Origin of the sequence: Galactobacter valiniphilus, from assembly GCF_003575975.1 — a bacterium.
Taxonomy (GTDB): Bacteria; Actinomycetota; Actinomycetes; order Actinomycetales; family Micrococcaceae; genus Galactobacter; species Galactobacter valiniphilus.
In genome coordinates this window covers 148,353-163,278 of the sequence record NZ_QQXK01000002.1, presented here as the reverse complement: position 1 = coordinate 163,278, position 14,926 = coordinate 148,353, and the positions used below count along the sequence as shown (strand labels likewise).

Sequence of the window (14,926 nt, the reverse complement as noted above, 5' to 3'; positions counted from 1 at the left end):
TCCACCGGCGCTGCGCCGGAGAAGAGGAGCCACGCATCGTGAGCACCTTCAACCTGCCGGACGTCGGCGAGGGCCTCACCGAGGCGGACATCGTCGAGTGGAAGGTCGCCGTGGGCGACACCGTCGCCGTGAACCAGGTCCTCGTGGAGATCGAGACGGCCAAGTCGCTCGTGGAGCTCCCGAGCCCCTTCGCCGGCGTCGTGACGCGCCTGCACGCCGAGGTGGGCCAGACCCTGCCCGTCGACGAGCCGCTCATCGACATCGCCCAGGAGGGCGAGGCGGCCCCGGCCGCCCAGGCGGCCGCTACAACGCCCGACGACGCGTCGCCGGGTCCGCTGGTCGGTTCCGGCCCCGTGGCCGACGCCGTGAAGCGCCGCCCCCGTGTACGGTCCACGACGGCCGCGGCGGCACCGGCCCGGCCCGTCGCCGTCGTGCCCCCGGAGCCCACGCCCGTTGACCGCACCGTGGCGCCCAGCCCCACGCGCCCCCTCGCCAAGCCGCCCGTGCGCCGCCTGGCCAAGGAGCTCGGCGTGGACCTGGCTCAGGTGCCGGCGACGGGCCCGCGCGGCGAGGTGACCCGCGAGGATCTCGCCGACTTCGCCGAGGCCCGCCTCGGCACGCGCGCCGTGAGCGCGCCGGCCCCCGCGCCGTCGTCGGGCGGCCAGGCCCTCTCCGCCGCCTTCGGCGGGGACGTGTGGCAGGCGCCCGAGGATTCCGTGGAGATCGTCCCGGTGAAGGGCGTGCGCAAGGCGACCGCCGCGGCCATGGTGGGCTCGGCGTTCACGGCGCCGCACGTCTCGCTGTTCGTCGACGTGGACGCCACGCGCACTATGGAGTTCGTCAAGCGGCTCAAGGCCTCGCGGGACTTCCAGGGCGTCAAGGTCACCCCGCTGCTCATCGTGGCCAAGGCCGTGCTGTGGGCCGCGGCCCGCAACCCGCAGCTCAACGCGAGCTGGGTCGACACCCCGGCCGGCGCGCAGATCCACGTCAAGCGCTTCGTGAACCTCGGCATCGCCGCGGCCACGCCGCGCGGGCTCATCGTCCCGAACATCAAGGACGCGCAGGAGCTCAGCCTCAAGGAGCTCGCCGGGGCGCTGGAGCAGCTCTCCGCCACGGCGCGCGAGGGCAAGACGCCGCCGGCCGACATGCGCGACGGCACCATCACCATCACCAATGTGGGCACGCTCGGCGTGGACACCGGCACCCCGATCTTGAACCCGGGCGAGGTCGCGATCATCGCCTTCGGCACCGTGCGCCAGCGCGCGTGGGTCGTGGACGGAGAGGTCGTGCCCCGCTACGTCACCACGGTGGGCGGCTCCTTCGACCACCGCGTCGTGGACGGCGATCAGTGCGCCAAGTTCCTCGCCGACGTGGCCTCGATCCTCGAGGAGCCCGCGCTCCTGCTGGACTGAGCCCGAACGCACGAGTGCCCCGTGCCGCCCCCGATGTGGGGGAGGCGCGGGGCACTCGCGAGTGTTCCGGCTAGATGAAGTCCAGCGGGTTGAAGTCGTCGATGTCGATGATGCGCACGCGGGGCAGCGGGGCCTTGAACGCCTCGATGTCGTACTCCAGGTCCAGCACCTCGATGCCCGGGACGCGGCGCAGCTCGCCCGCCATGAGCTCGCCGAAGCCCACGGCGGCCAGGCGGCGCGTGGGATCCTGCGCCAGCGCCGTCATCTGCGGCACGAAGTCGGCGTCGTGGCTGACCAGCGCCACGTCGGCCTCGCGCTCCAGCAGGGCCTCGGCCGTGCGCTGGATGGCGATGTCCACGATCTTGCCCTCGCCGGAGAGCGGGATCGGCTTATAGTTCATGGCCAGGAGGGCCTGCACAAAGCTCATGGGCACCTCGCCGTTGGTGGCGAGGAAGAAGAGCGCCGTGACGGGCTGCTCCCACTCGTCCTCCATGGCGTGCAGCAGCTGCTGCCAGCGCGGGCGTTCCTCGGGATTGGGGCGGCGACCCAGGATGGACTGGCCCAGGGTGGCGTCGATGTTTTCCCCGTCGACCAGCAGGTACGTGCGGCGTGTGCTCATTCGAGCAACTGTAGCCGGTGGCCCCGCGCCGCCCATTCGACGCAGATTGCGTGGCTTGCGCCGTCAAGCGCGGGCGAATCACGGCGCAAGGCACGCAAAGTCTCAGGGAACCGCGGAAGGGGCCCGACGCCGTGTGGTCACCACCCGGCGTCGGGCCCCTTCCGCGGGAGCCTGGATCAGGCGCCGGCGACCGTGAAGCGCTGCTCGCGGTGCTTGGGGGTCTCGATCTCATCGAGCGCGGCGACGGCAAAGGTGTCGGCGGAGACGAAGTCGCCGGCGGGCTGGTTGGAGCCCAGCACGTAGCTTGTGCGCTCACCCGGGGCGATGACGGGGGCGGGGGCCAGCATGGTCCAGTCCAGGCCCGAGGAGGACTGGTAGGAGAGCAGGACGGCGGCAAAGGTGTCGGCCTCGGCCTTGTACTCGGCAGGGAAGCCCTCCGTGTCCTTGAGCATGGTGCCGTCCGGGGTCTGCGTGGCGCCGGCGCCGCCGACCACAAACAGGCGGCCGGGGATCTCGGTCTCGGCGATCTCGTCGTGCAGCTCGCGGAAGTCCTCGTGGTCCGAGCCGTCGCGCGGGGAGGGGACGGAGAGCACCACGACGTCGTTCTTGGCGGCGATCTCGCGGTAGGTGGAGAGGTCGGCGAGCTCGGCGGCGACGGCGGTGGCGCCCTCAACCTCGGTGCCCTTGCGGGTGATGGCGGTGACCTCGTGGCCGCGCGCGATGGCCTCGGCGGCGAGTGGGCCGCCGACCATGCCGGTGGCTCCGTAAACGGCGATCTTCATGGTGACTCCTTGGTGTCTCGGTGAGCTGTGCGCCGCGCTGGGCGGCAGTCCTGGGTGGCCGGATCCGGCCGTTGATCTAAGAGTATCTACTGGATACCAAGTACCTCAACGTATTAAGGTATCCGTATGGATAGCATGGACGGCTTCGACGTCATGAACCCGCAGTGCCCCTCGCGCGTGGTGCTGCAACGGCTGGGGGACAAGTGGACCCCGCTCGTCTTCCAGTCCCTCAAGGACGGCACCCGCCGCTTCGGCGAGATCCGCTCCGACATCGGCGCCGTGACCCCCAAGGTGCTGACGCAGACGTTGCGCACCCTGGAGCGCGACGGCCTCATCACCCGCACCATCTACCCCGAGGTGCCCCCGCGCGTGGAATACGCGCTCACGCGGCTCGGCAGCTCGCTGCTCGGCCCGCTGGATGCCGTGCGCGAGTGGGCCGAGGCCAACGCCGGCGAGGTGCTCGCCAGCCGGGACGCCTTCGACGACGCGCTCTAGCCGCGCGTTCACTTCTTGCCGCGCGTGCCGGTGCCCGACGGCGTGGGCGTGGCCCGGTTGCCCTTCGTCGCCTCCGCGGCGGGCGCTTCGGCATCCGCCGAGGCCGCCTCGCGGCTCGCCTCGCGCGCCGCGACCCACGCCGTGATGTCGGCCGAGAGGAAGCGCCGGTGTGAGCCGCGGTAGCTCACGGGAATCTCGCCGGCGTCCGTCAGATTGCGCAGATAGGTCGCCGAGATCCCGGCCAGGCGCGCGGCCTGCGAGGTGTTGAGCCAGGTCTGCGCGGAGGAGAGCTCCACGCCGTCGCCGCTGGCCAGGCGAGCAAGCAGCTCGAGCACTGCCCCCGCCGCGGCCGGGGGCAGCTGCACCGCGAGCTCGCCGGTCCCGGCCGCCCCGGCCGGCGCGGCGAGGGCCCACCCCGGCCCCGCGCCGTCGTGCGTTTCCTGGCCGGAGACGCCCAGCGTCTCCAACGCCGCGCGCAGGGCGGCGGCCTCGGCCGGCGGGAGCGCGTCGATGCGCGCGTGGTGACCCAGGGCGGTGAGCGGTTGCGACATGCCTCCCAGTTGATCGCATGCGCGCGCCCCGAGCCAAGCGCACGCGGGTCCCGCGCGTTCACATGACGTATTCACAGGGCTCGGGCCCGCGCGCGCCTGCTAGGCTCCCCAACCAGGTCTAAAGAAAGTACTGACCTCCCCGCAGCACATGGCCCCAGGCGCCCCACCCGGCGCGGCCCGCGCGGGAAGCCCCTTGCCGTCGTGCGCCCGAGCCGCCGGCAACCATGAGGCCAGTACTTCGCCGCGCGCAGCGCTGGCCGCTCATTTTCTAGGACCACACCATGACGACCACGTCTACTTCTGCGCCCATCACCGAGGACGAGATCATGCAGGCGCACCTGGGCGGCAAGCTCAGCGTCGGCGCCACCATGCCGCTCGAGACGAAGCGCGATCTGTCCATCGCCTACACGCCGGGCGTCGCCCAGGTGTCCCGCGCCATCCACGCGAACCCCGCGCTCGCCCCGACCCACACGTGGGCCGGCCGGCTCGTCGCCGTCGTCTCCGACGGGACCGCCGTGCTCGGCCTCGGCGACATTGGCGCCGCCGCCTCGCTGCCCGTTATGGAGGGCAAGTCAGCGCTCTTCAAGCAGTTCGGCGGCCTGGATTCCGTCCCGCTCGTCCTGAACACCACCGACGTGGACGAGATCGTCGAGACCCTCGTCCGCCTGCGCCCCAGCTTCGGCGCCGTGAACCTCGAGGACGTCTCGGCCCCGCGCTGCTTCGAGCTCGAGGCCAAGCTCATCGAGGCCCTCGACTGCCCCGTCATGCACGACGACCAGCACGGCACCGCCGTGGTGGTGCTCGCCGCGCTCCTCAACGCCGCCAAGGTCACGGGACGCACCCTCGCCGACCTCAACGTGGTGATCTCCGGGGCCGGCGCGGCGGGCATCGCGATCGCCGACATGCTGCTGGCCGTGGGCGCCGGGGACGTGGTGGTCGTGGACTCCCGCGGGGCCATCCACCCCGGGCGCACCGATCTCACGCCCATCAAGGCCGCCTACGCGGGGCGTTCCAACGCCCGTGGCGTGACCGGGGATGTCGTGGACGCCCTGCGCGGCGCCGACGCCTTTGTTGGCGTCTCCTCCGCCCAGCTGCCCGAGGAGGCGCTGGCCGGGATGAACCAGGACGCGATCGTCCTGGCGCTGTCCAACCCGGATCCCGAGGTCATGCCCGACGTCGCCGCGCGCTATGCCGCCGTGGTGGCGACGGGCCGCAGCGACTTCCCCAACCAGATCAACAATGTGCTGGCCTTCCCCGGCATCTTCCGGGGCGCCCTGGACGCCGGCGCGCTGCGCATCACGCAGGAGATGAAGGTCGCCGCCGCGCACGCGATCGCCGCGCTGGTCGGGGAGGAGTTGGCGGCCGACTACATCGTGCCGAGCCCGCTCGACTCGCGCGTGGCCGGGGCCGTAGCCGCCGCCGTGGCGGAGGCCTCCCGCGCCTGAGGCGTGGCGGGCGTCTCCCCGCGCTCTGGCGATGCCCGACGGCGGGTGGTCACCACCCGGCGTCGGGCCCTCCCGTCTCTACCGAATCGGAGTGGGTTTGGTACGGTTTCTGGCCCAAAAACGTACCGAACCCACTCCGATTTCGTGAGGTACATGCGAGCGAGCCCGCCACCCCTCTCGGGGCGGCGGGCTCGCGTGCTGTCGACGGACGGCCGGTGACTCAGCGGCCGGCGGTGTAGGCCGCGGCCGCCTTCGTCTCCTCGGCGACCTTGGCGTTGTGCTCGGCGCGCAGCTTGGCGTGCGCCGGGTTGTTGCGCAGGGCCAGGTAGCCGATGCCGACCAGGACGAACCAGATCGGGGTGGCGATGAGGCCGGCCAGGGTGTCGGGGTCGCGGGTGAAGGCCCACAGCAGGAAGACGAAGAACGCCATGACCACGTACGGCATGAACAGGCCGCCGGGCATCTTGAACTTGCTGGCGTCGTGATCCTGCGGGCGGCGCTTGCGGTAGACCAGGTAGCTGATCAGGATGATCGTCCACACGAACATGAAGCAGAGGCTGGAGATCGTGGTGACGATCGAGAAGCCCTGGGACTTGTCCAGGCCAAAGACGAGCAGCACGATCGCGCTGAGCAGGCAGACGCCGGAGAGGAAGAGCGCGTTCTGCGGGACCTTCTTGCCGGAGAGCTTGGCGAAGACGCGCGGGGCGTCGCCGTCGGTGGCCAGGCCGTAGACCATGCGCGAGGTGGAGTAGATGCCCGAGTTCGCGGAGGACGTGGCCGAGGTGAGCACCACGAGGTTCACGAGGTGTGCAGCAGCGCCGAGGCCGGCGAGCGAGAACAGCATCACGAAGGGTGACTCGTCCTTGGAGAAGTTCTGCCACGGGACCACGGACATCAGGATGATGAGGGAGCCCACGTAGAAGAGCAGGATGCGGACCGGGATCGCGTTCACGGCCTTGGGCAGGTTGTGCTCGGGGTTCTTGGTCTCGGCGGCGGCGGTGCCGACCAGCTCGATGCCGACGAACGCGAACACGGCGATCTGGAAGCCCATGACGAAGCCCATGAACTCGCCGCCGAAGAAGCCGCCGTTCTGGTCGAAGAGGTTCATGAAGGACGCGGTGCCGGTGCCGTGCTCGTACTCGTGGGTGAAGCCGGTGAAGATGAGCACGAGGCCCACGACGATGAGCGCCACGATGGCCACGATCTTGATCATGGCGAACCAGAACTCGGTCTCGCCGAAGCCCTTCACGGAGGGCAGGTTCAGCAGGACGAGCAGCACGATGACAGCGAGCGCCGGGACCCACAGCGGGATGGTCGGCAGCCAGAACTTGATGTACACGGAGGCGATGACGATGACGTCGGCGACGCCCGTGACAATCCAGCAGAACCAGTAGGTCCAGCCGGTGAAGAAGGCGGCCCAGGGGCCGAGGATGTCACCGGCGAAGTCGGCAAAGTTGCGGTACCCGGTGCGGGACAGGAGGAGCTCTCCCATGGCGCGCATCACGAAGTAGAGCATGAAGCCGATGATCATGTAGACGAGGATCACCGAGGGGCCGGCCACCGAGATGGTCTTGCCCGAGCCCATAAAGAGGCCCGTGCCGATGGCGCCGCCGATGGCGATGAGCTGAATGTGACGGTTGCTGAGGGCGCGTTCCAGTTTCTGGCCGCCCGGCTCAGTTCCGGTGGGGTGCGAGGTCATGCAGGCGACGATAGCGAATGTGGGATGGATCACCAGTTCTTGCATGGGGGGTGTCAGCAAAGTGTGACCTGAAGAATGGTCATATCTCTCCCACGTCTCGCCTGGGAGGCGTTTCACATGAATTTATGGAACTTAACTTCCACAAGGTGAGATCGGGGGCGGAACCCGGGTGGAGCGGACTAGGGTGGTCTCATGCCGTTCCGCAATCTCCGCGCCGCAGCCCTTCCGGCCAAGCTCTCGCGCTCCTGGCTCCTCGTTAACGCCCTCAAGCCCGAGCTCTTTGCTCCGGCGCTTGCCTCCGAGGCGGACTCGGTCATCTTCGACATGGAGGCCCCGGTTCCGCCGAAGCAGAAGCAGGAGGCGCGCGACAACGTCATCGAGGCGCTCTCCTCCGGCATGAGCGGTTGGGTCCGCGTGAACCCGCCGACGTCCACGTTCTGGGCAGACGACCTCGCCGCCCTCACCAAGGTGCGCGGCCTGCGCGGCGTCATGCTTGCCGAGACCGAGAAGCCGGAGCAGGTCACGTACACGGCCATGCGCCTGCCCGCCGGAACGCCCGTCCTGGCGCTCATCGAGTCAGCGCTGGGCATCGAGAACGCCACGGCCATCGCCTCGGCCCCCGGCACCTTCCGCCTGGCCTTCGGCATCAACGACTTCCGCAAGGACACCGGCGTGGGCGACGACCCGCTGGCCCTCGCCTACGCCCGCGGCAAGCTCGTGGTCGCCTCCCGCGTGGGACGCCTGCCCGGCCCCATCGACGGCCCTGCCGCCCCGGGCGCCTCCTTTGCGCAGGTCGCCGAGGAGTGCAACACGACCGCCACGATGGGCATGACCGGCAAGCTCTCCCTCTCGATCGAGCAGGTGGACGAGGTCAACAAGGGTCTCTCTCCGAGCACCGACGAGCTCAAGTGGGCGCACGAGCTGCTCGAGGCGCACGAGCACGGCGACGAGATGGGTGACGGCTCCTACCTGCCGCGCCTCAAGCGCGCGCAGAAGATCGCGGAGCTCGCTGACTCCTACGGGCTCTGGAACGCCTGAGCGGCGCTCGGCTTTTCCTGCACGACGGCGGTCGGTCCCCTTTTCGGGGCCGGCCGCCGTCGGCGTTGCCGGGTTCGGGCGCCGGATGCGTAACGCTGTGACGTTGGCGCGGTGTGGGCCCTTGCGGCTCGCGAGCAGCCGCGTAGGGTGTGGGACACGACGATGGAGGGGACACCATGACCGAGCAGAATCCGACCCCCGGTTCCGACGGCGGGCCCGACGGCCCGGGGCAGGTGCCGCTCTCCGGGGGAGGCCCCGGCGGGCGCATCGGCGGTGCTGGACAACCCGGTTGGCCCGATGAGGCAGCGGCGGGCGCGCACGAGCTTCCGGTGCCGGTGGAGCCGTTCACGCAGCTGGGCCCAGACGGGCGCCCGCTGGATCCGGGCTTCGCCGCCTACGATCCCGCGCTCGGGCCGCCGCCGGGTGCGGTCGTTCCCGCGAGCACGGGCCGCAAGGTGGGCGGCATCATCATGATCGTGCTGGGCGCCCTGTGCCTGCTCGGCTTCCTGGCCGGCTTGGCCAATCAGGGAGCCGGGACCCGCGGCATGGACAGCATCGCGATGACCAGCATGTTGATCGGCCGGATCCTGGTGGCGGTCGTCGGCGTGCTCTTGCTCGTCTTCGGCATCAAGCTGGTGCGGCCCAAGCGCATGCGCTGAGCCGGCGGCCGCTTACTTGGCACCCGCGCGTCCGCTGACAGAGCTGGCGCGCGCCCGTCATAGTGGGGCGCATGCAGCAAGCGCCAGGAACCCTCGCCCCCGTGGTCCATCGCGTCATCGTGTCGGTGCCGCCCGAAGCGGCGGACCGGGTGCTGACCGCCCGGATCGGAGAGTGGTGGCCCCTGGAGGGCCACGGCGTCTTTGGCGTGGGCGCCAGCGTCGGCTTCCGCGCCGGGGCGATCGTGGAGACCTCTCCCTCCGGGGAGGAGTCCGTGTGGGGAACCGTCATGGACCATGTCCCCGGCCGCTGGCTCGAGGCCACGTGGCACCCCGGTGGCGCGCCCGCCGGGGCCACGCGCCTCTCCGTCCGCCTGGCCTCCGTGCCGGTGGCGACGGCGGACGGCATGGTCGAGGGGACCGAGGTGCGCCTCGAACACTCGGGTTGGGAGCGCCGCGACGACGCCCCCGAGGCGCGCGCGGACTACGAGCGCGGCTGGCCGGGCGTGCTCGAGCGCTTCGCCCTGTTCGCGGCGCGCTCGGCCTAGCGCGCCAGCCGCTCTGCGCGGTATTCGCCGGGGGTGAGCCCCTCGGCGGCCTTGAAGGCACGGGCGAAGCCGGAGGCGTCGGCGAAGCCCCAGTGCGCGCCGATCGCCGAGACCGGGCGGGAGGCCAGTCGTGGGTCGGCCAGGTCGGCGCGGCACCCTTCCAGCCGGCGGCGCCGGATCCAGGCGCTGGGCGTGGCCCCGCGCTGGGAGAAGAGCTGCTGGAGGTAGCGCACCGAGACGTGCTGCGCGGCCGCGACCTCCTCGACGCTGAGCTCGGGGCGGCCCACGTGCTCGTCGATGTACGAGCAGGCGGCGGCGAACACCACGTCGGCGGTGGGCACGCTCTGTTCGGGTCCGAGCCGCTGCAACAAGGTGGCCTGGACAAGATCCAGCACGGCGTCGACGGCCCGCGGCTCGGGCTCCACCCCGCCCATGCGCAGGGCGCGCCCGAGTCCACCCAGGAGGCTCGAGGCCAGGGCACCCAGCCCGTGGCGGCCCGAGATGCGTTCGGCCGTCAGTCGCGCGACCTGCGCCGGGGTGAGTCCCAGGCGGTCGCGCGGGATCATCAGGACAAACATGCTGAAGCGGTCCTCGAAGTCCAGCGAGTAGGGCCGCGTGGTGTCGTAGATGGCGAGGTCGCCCGGCGTGAGTGCCGCCTCGCGCCCGTCCTGTGCGAGCACCGAATAGCCGTGCACCTGCAGCCCCAGCTTGTAGATGCCCGGATCGGCATGAGCGATCGCGGCGGCGTCCCGCCAGACCCGCACGGCCGTTCCGGCCACCTCGGTGGCGCAGGCCGCGCCGAGATCCTGGCTCAGGAGCGCGCCGGAAAAGCCAGCGCCGTCGGCCGTGGGCGCGGCGCCTCCGGCCCCGCTCAGGGTGGAGCGCTTGACGCCGCGTGGCCCGGCCCCAGCGCCCGGCGAGCCGAGTACGCGAGGCGAGCGGGCGCCGTCGTGCAGTGACAGAGGCCCGCCCAGGGGCGTGGCGTGCAGCGGGACGAAGGCCTCGTTGACGGCCTGGCGCCAGCCATCGAAGCGGTCGGGCGCGGCCAGGGCACCGGCGTCGAACACCTCGACGGCACCTGCTGCCATGACCCCTCCTTGCGTCAGCCACCAGTGTGGCACAGTGCCGTGATGCGCATCACAGGAGTGCGTGTGGTGCACACGGCGGTGCGCGTCAGGCCCATGCCTGGCGGGCGGCCGCGGGCCAGGCTGGTGGCACGCCGGGAACCCGCGCCGGCACCGAAGCAGGAGGAAAGCATGCCGCAGCAGAGCGACTACATCGTCATCGGCGCCGGATCGGCCGGCAGCTCGCTGACGAGGCGGCTCATCGACGCCGGACACAGCGTGCACGTCATCGAGGCCGGTTCGGTGGACACCGACCCGAACATCCACAGCCCCCAGGGCTGGCCCGCGCTGCTCACCGGCCCCAACGACTGGGCCGTCATGACCACCCCGCAGGAACACGCCGCAGGCCGCGAACTGTTCTGGCCGCGCGGCAAGGTGCTGGGTGGCTCCTCCTCGCTCAACGGCATGATCTACATCCGCGGCCACCGCGACGACTACGACGCGTGGGAGGCCGAGGGCAACACCGGCTGGGGCTGGGACTCCGTGCTCCCGCTCTTCAAGCGCTCCGAGGACCACGAGGACGGCGCGTCCGCGTTCCACGGCGCCGGCGGCCCGCTGCACGTCTCCCGCCTGCGCGATCGCCACCCCGCGGCGCAGGCCTTCGTCGACGCCGCCGTGGCGCTTGGCCACCCCCTCACCGAGGACTTCAACGGCGAGATCATGGAGGGCGCGGGCTTTAACCACGCCACGATCAAGGACGGCAAGCGCCACAGCGCCTGGCAGGCGTTTGTGGTGCCCGTGCTGGATTCGCCGCTGCTCACCGTGACCACGGACGCGCTGGTGCACCGCGTGGTGATCGAGGGCGGCCAGGCCGTGGGCGTGGAGTACTCCGTGGGCGGCGAGATGCTCGTGGCCACCGCGGACGCCGAGATCATCCTCTCCGCCGGTGCGATCGGCTCGCCCGCCGTGCTGCATCGCTCGGGCGTGGGTGACCGCGCCGACCTGGCCGCCGCCGGCGTGGACGTGGTGGTGGACCTGCCCGGCGTGGGCAAGAACCTGCACGATCACCTGCTGGTCGGCAACATCTATGAGTCGCCCTCGCCGCTCATCCCCGGGCGCAACAACCTGCTGGAGTCCCAGCTGTTCGCCCACTCGCGGCAGACGGACGACAACGCGCCGGACCTGCAGCCGCTCTTCCTGCACCTGCCGTACCCGACCGACGGCGGCGACGCGCCCGCCCAGGGCTTCACCATTGCGCCTGGCCTCGTGGCGCCGCGCTCCCGCGGCACGCTGCGCATCGCCTCCGCCGACCCGGCCGCGGCGGCGATCGTTGACCCGAACATCCTCGCCGAGGACTACGACGTCGAGGCGCTCGTCGACGCCGTCATCATGTGCCGCGAGATCGGCGGCCACGAGGCGCTGGCGCCGTTCGTGGCCCGCGAGTACGTCCCGTCCTCCGCCCCCGCGGACCGCGACGCGATCCGCTCCCTGGTCCGCGCTCTGGCCGGGACCTATCACCACCAGGTCGGAACGTGCAGGATGGGCGTGGGCGACGACGCCGTCGTGGATCCGCAGCTGCGCGTGCGCGGCGTGGCGGGCCTGCGCGTCGCCGACGCCTCGATCATGCCCACCGTCCCGCGCGGCAACACGAACGCCCCCGCCATCATGGTGGGCGAAAAGTCCGCCGACCTTCTCCTTGGCGCCTGAGCGCCTGGCCAACACCGTCGAAACGGAGCCGAACATGAGCACTCTTCTTGATTCCATCCAGCCGGCCTCCGGCGGGCGCACCATCCTCGACCCGGCCACGGGCGAGCCGGTCGGCCGCGTGGCCGAGCCGGGCGTCGCCGAGCTCGACGCCGCGGTGGCCGCGGCCCGCGCGGCGCAGCCCGGCTGGGCAGTGCTGGGCGACGCCCGCCGCGTCGAGCTCCTGAACGCCGCCGCCGACGCGATCGAGGCGAACGCCGAGGAGCTCGCCGTCATCCTCTCCCGCGAGCAGGGCAAGCCGCTCAACGGCCCCAACGCGCGCTTCGAGGTGGGCGGCGCCGTGGCCTGGCTGCGCGCCACGGCCGCCGTGCCGGTGGAGCCCGAGGTGATCGTCAACGACGACGCCACCTACGCCGAGGTGCACCACAAGCCGCTGGGCGTGGTCGGCGCGATCGGCCCGTGGAACTGGCCCATGATGATCTCCGTGTGGCAGCTGGCCCCCAGCCTGCGCATGGGCAACACCGTGGTCATGAAGCCCTCCGAGTTCACGCCGCTCTCCGTGCTGGCGCTGGCCCAGGTCATCAACACGGCCCTCCCGGCCGACGTGCTCATCGTGGTGCCGGGCGGCCGCGACGTGGGCGAGGCGCTCACGGCGCACCCGGGCGTGGACAAGCTGATGTTCACGGGCTCCACCGCTACGGGCAAGGCGATCATCCGCTCCGCCGCCGATTCGGTGAAGCGCGTGACCATGGAGCTCGGCGGCAACGACGCCGGCATCGTCCTGGACGACGCCGATCCCGCCGCGATCGCCGAGGGCCTCTTCTGGGGCGCGTTCATCAACACGGGCCAGACCTGCGCGGCGCTCAAGCGCCTCTACGTGCCGGATTCCCTGTACGACGCCGTCTGCTCCGAGCTGACGCGCGTGGCCCAGGCCATGCCGATGGGCGTTGGCCTCTCCGAGGACAACGTCCTGGGTCCGCTGCAGAACAAGAAGCAGTACGACATCGTGGCCTCGCTGGTGCAGGCGGCCAAGGACGGCGGCGGCCGCGTGCTGGTCGGCGGCGACCCGGATGAATCCACGCCGGGCTACTTCTACCCGACGACGCTCGTGGCCGACCTGCCCAACGACAACCCCCTCGTGGCGCAGGAGCAGTTCGGGCCGGCGTTGCCGATCATCCGCTATTCCTCGCTGGATGAGGCGATCGAGATGGCGAACGGCCTGGACGTGGGCCTCGGCGCCTCGGTCTGGACCCCGTCGCCTGACCGCGCCCGCGAGGTGGCCCTGCGCCTCGAGGCCGGCACGGTGTGGATCAACGAGCACGGGGCGATCGACCCGCGCGTGCCCTTCGGCGGCTCCAAGCAGTCCGGCTTCGGCGTGGAGTTCTCCAAGGCCGGCCTGCTCGAATGCGCGCAGCCCGTCTCCATCAAGGGTGCCGCGGGGTCCTTCACGGCCTCCTGAGCTCTCTTGCTTTGAATGCCCGACGCCGGGTGGTGGCCTTCCGCTGGAAGGTTGCCACCCGGCGTCGGGCGTTTGGTTTTCTGCGATACCCCGGTGCTTGCACTTTCCCCGCGCAATGCGCGGGGTCTTGTGCAACGGGCGGGGTGTTAGGGATGTGAAGCCGGGGTTTGCTGCGGGAGAGCCGGAGCCGGAACCTGCGGAGCGGAGAGGCGGGTGTCGAAGCGGGTACTGGCGAGCGCGCGCTCGCGGAGCGTGATGAGGTCAAGCACCTCCCTGGCGATGAACGCCGTGGCGCCCCTGTCGATGCTCTTTCGGCTGAGGATGCCGGCGCCCGCCAGCTCATCCAGGGCCTGACCTGCTGCCTGTGGCGTGATGCTGTGAATGCGCTTGAGCGTCGCTGTGGTGACGACGGGCGCTTCCGGGAGTGCCGCGAGGACCTTGGCTACTGCGGCATCGGCACGCGGGAGAGCTCGCAGCCCCTTCTCGACGCGATGAGCGGAGAGCCGCGTCGCCCACCTGCCCTTGAGGTCGGTGACCTCGCGGGCGAAGAGATCGGCCTGGTCAACGGCGATCTCGGCCGCGCGCGCAAAGGTCTCCAGCCAGACGAGCACCGCGGAGTTAGCCTCGGGGCTCCCCGCACTCAGGAGATGGCGGAAGGAAGTGAGCCCCTCCACGTACTCGTTGGAGAGCGTCGACAGCACCATGCTGAGGGGAATCACCGCGCCCTGGGTGAGCCCCCGCCGTTCGAGGACGGTGTGGATGAGGGCACGGCCCACTCGCCCGTTGCCGTCCGTGAACGGATGGATCGTCTCGAACTGGGCGTGCACCAGCGCAGCCTGCAGGAGTGCACCGTGGGCGGAGCCGTTCACGTAGTTCACGAGGTCCTCCATGAGCTCCGGGACGCTTTCGGGTTCAGGAGGGACGAACTCAGCGTGGACAGGTGACCACAATCCACCTCCGATCCAGTTCTGTTGGGTTCGCAACCCGTGGTGGCGTCGATCCTCCACCAGGAGTGCGGCTTGAAGCTCGACGATGTCCTCGACGGTGAGGCGGTCTGCTGAGCTCAACCGACCCACGGCATCGCGCACCACCGTCATGTTTGCCGCAACGAGCTTGGCTTGCTCGGAGAGGCCCTTGACCGATTCAGTGAGCCCCAGCTCGGCCAGTGCCGCCTGTTGTGCCGACGGAGCGACGCCCTCAATCCTTGAGCTGGCGATGGCTTCGGAGCGGGTGAGGAAGCGCGAGAGGGAGGAAAGTGCCTCGCTCTCCCGCGCGCAGAGCTCCTGGATTCGGCGTTCGAGCGCTTGAAGCCGGACGGCAAGCTCGGGCGTGGGGACGAGAGCCAGGAGGGTCAGGCGATCTGGCTCGTAGGGCGTGTAGGTGCCGCTGGCGGTGTCCGCCGTGGACCCGGAACGCACATCGGACACCCACTGCCGTTCGACAAGCCGGCCCAT

14 protein-coding genes are annotated in these 14,926 nt (G+C 70.8%); 8 read left to right on the top strand and 6 right to left on the bottom strand.

Annotated features, from left to right (window positions below):
- Nucleotides 1–38 precede the first annotated feature (38 nt).
- Nucleotides 39–1,412 carry a dihydrolipoamide acetyltransferase family protein gene (locus DWB68_RS01685; RefSeq protein WP_119423392.1) on the top strand — a complete coding sequence of 458 codons (1,374 nt, stop codon included), beginning with the start codon at nucleotides 39–41 and terminating at the stop codon, nucleotides 1,410–1,412.
- Between the two features lie 70 nt (nucleotides 1,413–1,482).
- On the opposite strand, the gene DWB68_RS01680 is transcribed toward DWB68_RS01685, so the two are convergent.
- Nucleotides 1,483–2,031 (bottom strand): NYN domain-containing protein, encoded by a 549-nt coding sequence (locus DWB68_RS01680; RefSeq protein WP_119423391.1) that lies wholly within the window; start codon nucleotides 2,029–2,031, stop codon nucleotides 1,483–1,485.
- A 176-nt stretch (nucleotides 2,032–2,207) separates the two neighbouring features.
- Nucleotides 2,208–2,813, bottom strand: a complete 606-nt coding sequence (locus DWB68_RS01675) for an NAD(P)-dependent oxidoreductase (RefSeq protein ID WP_119423390.1) — start codon at nucleotides 2,811–2,813, stop codon at nucleotides 2,208–2,210.
- A 126-nt stretch (nucleotides 2,814–2,939) separates the two neighbouring features.
- On the opposite strand from DWB68_RS01675, the gene DWB68_RS01670 reads away from it, so the two are divergent.
- A complete protein-coding gene (locus DWB68_RS01670; protein ID WP_119423389.1) occupies nucleotides 2,940–3,308 on the top strand; it encodes a winged helix-turn-helix transcriptional regulator in 369 nt (122 codons plus the stop codon).
- An 8-nt stretch (nucleotides 3,309–3,316) separates the two neighbouring features.
- On the opposite strand, the gene DWB68_RS01665 is transcribed toward DWB68_RS01670, so the two are convergent.
- Nucleotides 3,317–3,859: a helix-turn-helix domain-containing protein gene (locus DWB68_RS01665; protein ID WP_119423388.1), complete on the bottom strand. Its 543-nt coding sequence runs from the start codon at nucleotides 3,857–3,859 to the stop codon at nucleotides 3,317–3,319.
- A gap of 281 nt (nucleotides 3,860–4,140) precedes the next feature.
- On the opposite strand from DWB68_RS01665, the gene DWB68_RS01660 reads away from it, so the two are divergent.
- Entirely contained in the window at nucleotides 4,141–5,304 is a 1,164-nt protein-coding gene (locus tag DWB68_RS01660) for an NAD(P)-dependent malic enzyme (RefSeq protein WP_119423387.1), read from the top strand.
- Between the two features lie 220 nt (nucleotides 5,305–5,524).
- Here the strand turns inward: DWB68_RS01660 and DWB68_RS01655 are convergent, their stop codons facing one another.
- Nucleotides 5,525–7,003 carry an amino acid permease gene (locus DWB68_RS01655; RefSeq protein ID WP_199700349.1) on the bottom strand — a complete coding sequence of 493 codons (1,479 nt, stop codon included), beginning with the start codon at nucleotides 7,001–7,003 and terminating at the stop codon, nucleotides 5,525–5,527.
- 192 nt (nucleotides 7,004–7,195) lie between these two features.
- Here DWB68_RS01655 and DWB68_RS01650 point away from each other — a divergent pair, with 192 nt between their 5' ends.
- The 3 genes from DWB68_RS01650 to DWB68_RS01640 all read left to right on the top strand — a co-directional run bounded on the left by DWB68_RS01650 (nucleotide 7,196) and on the right by DWB68_RS01640 (nucleotide 9,245).
- A complete protein-coding gene (locus DWB68_RS01650) occupies nucleotides 7,196–8,041 on the top strand; it encodes an HpcH/HpaI aldolase/citrate lyase family protein (protein ID WP_119423385.1) in 846 nt (281 codons plus the stop codon).
- 176 nt (nucleotides 8,042–8,217) lie between these two features.
- Nucleotides 8,218–8,700, top strand: coding sequence for a hypothetical protein (locus DWB68_RS01645; RefSeq protein ID WP_119423384.1), 483 nt, complete (start codon nucleotides 8,218–8,220; stop codon nucleotides 8,698–8,700).
- A gap of 71 nt (nucleotides 8,701–8,771) precedes the next feature.
- Nucleotides 8,772–9,245: an SRPBCC family protein gene (locus DWB68_RS01640; RefSeq protein WP_147391545.1), complete on the top strand. Its 474-nt coding sequence runs from the start codon at nucleotides 8,772–8,774 to the stop codon at nucleotides 9,243–9,245.
- Here DWB68_RS01640 and DWB68_RS01635 read toward each other — a convergent pair.
- Nucleotides 9,242–10,333: an AraC-like ligand-binding domain-containing protein gene (locus tag DWB68_RS01635; protein WP_119423382.1), complete on the bottom strand. Its 1,092-nt coding sequence runs from the start codon at nucleotides 10,331–10,333 to the stop codon at nucleotides 9,242–9,244. The genes DWB68_RS01640 and DWB68_RS01635 overlap by 4 nt on opposite strands.
- 168 nt (nucleotides 10,334–10,501) lie before the next feature.
- On the opposite strand from DWB68_RS01635, the gene DWB68_RS01630 reads away from it, so the two are divergent.
- Entirely contained in the window at nucleotides 10,502–12,016 is a 1,515-nt protein-coding gene (locus tag DWB68_RS01630; RefSeq protein WP_119423381.1) for a GMC family oxidoreductase, read from the top strand.
- Nucleotides 12,017–12,050: 34 nt separating this feature from the next.
- Nucleotides 12,051–13,472 (top strand): aldehyde dehydrogenase family protein, encoded by a 1,422-nt coding sequence (locus DWB68_RS01625; RefSeq protein WP_119423380.1) that lies wholly within the window; start codon nucleotides 12,051–12,053, stop codon nucleotides 13,470–13,472.
- A gap of 146 nt (nucleotides 13,473–13,618) precedes the next feature.
- On the opposite strand, the gene DWB68_RS01620 is transcribed toward DWB68_RS01625, so the two are convergent.
- The gene (locus DWB68_RS01620; RefSeq protein ID WP_119423379.1) at nucleotides 13,619–14,926 is read right to left on the bottom strand and encodes a Fic family protein; all 1,308 of its coding nucleotides are present in this window, start codon (nucleotides 14,924–14,926) and stop codon (nucleotides 13,619–13,621) included.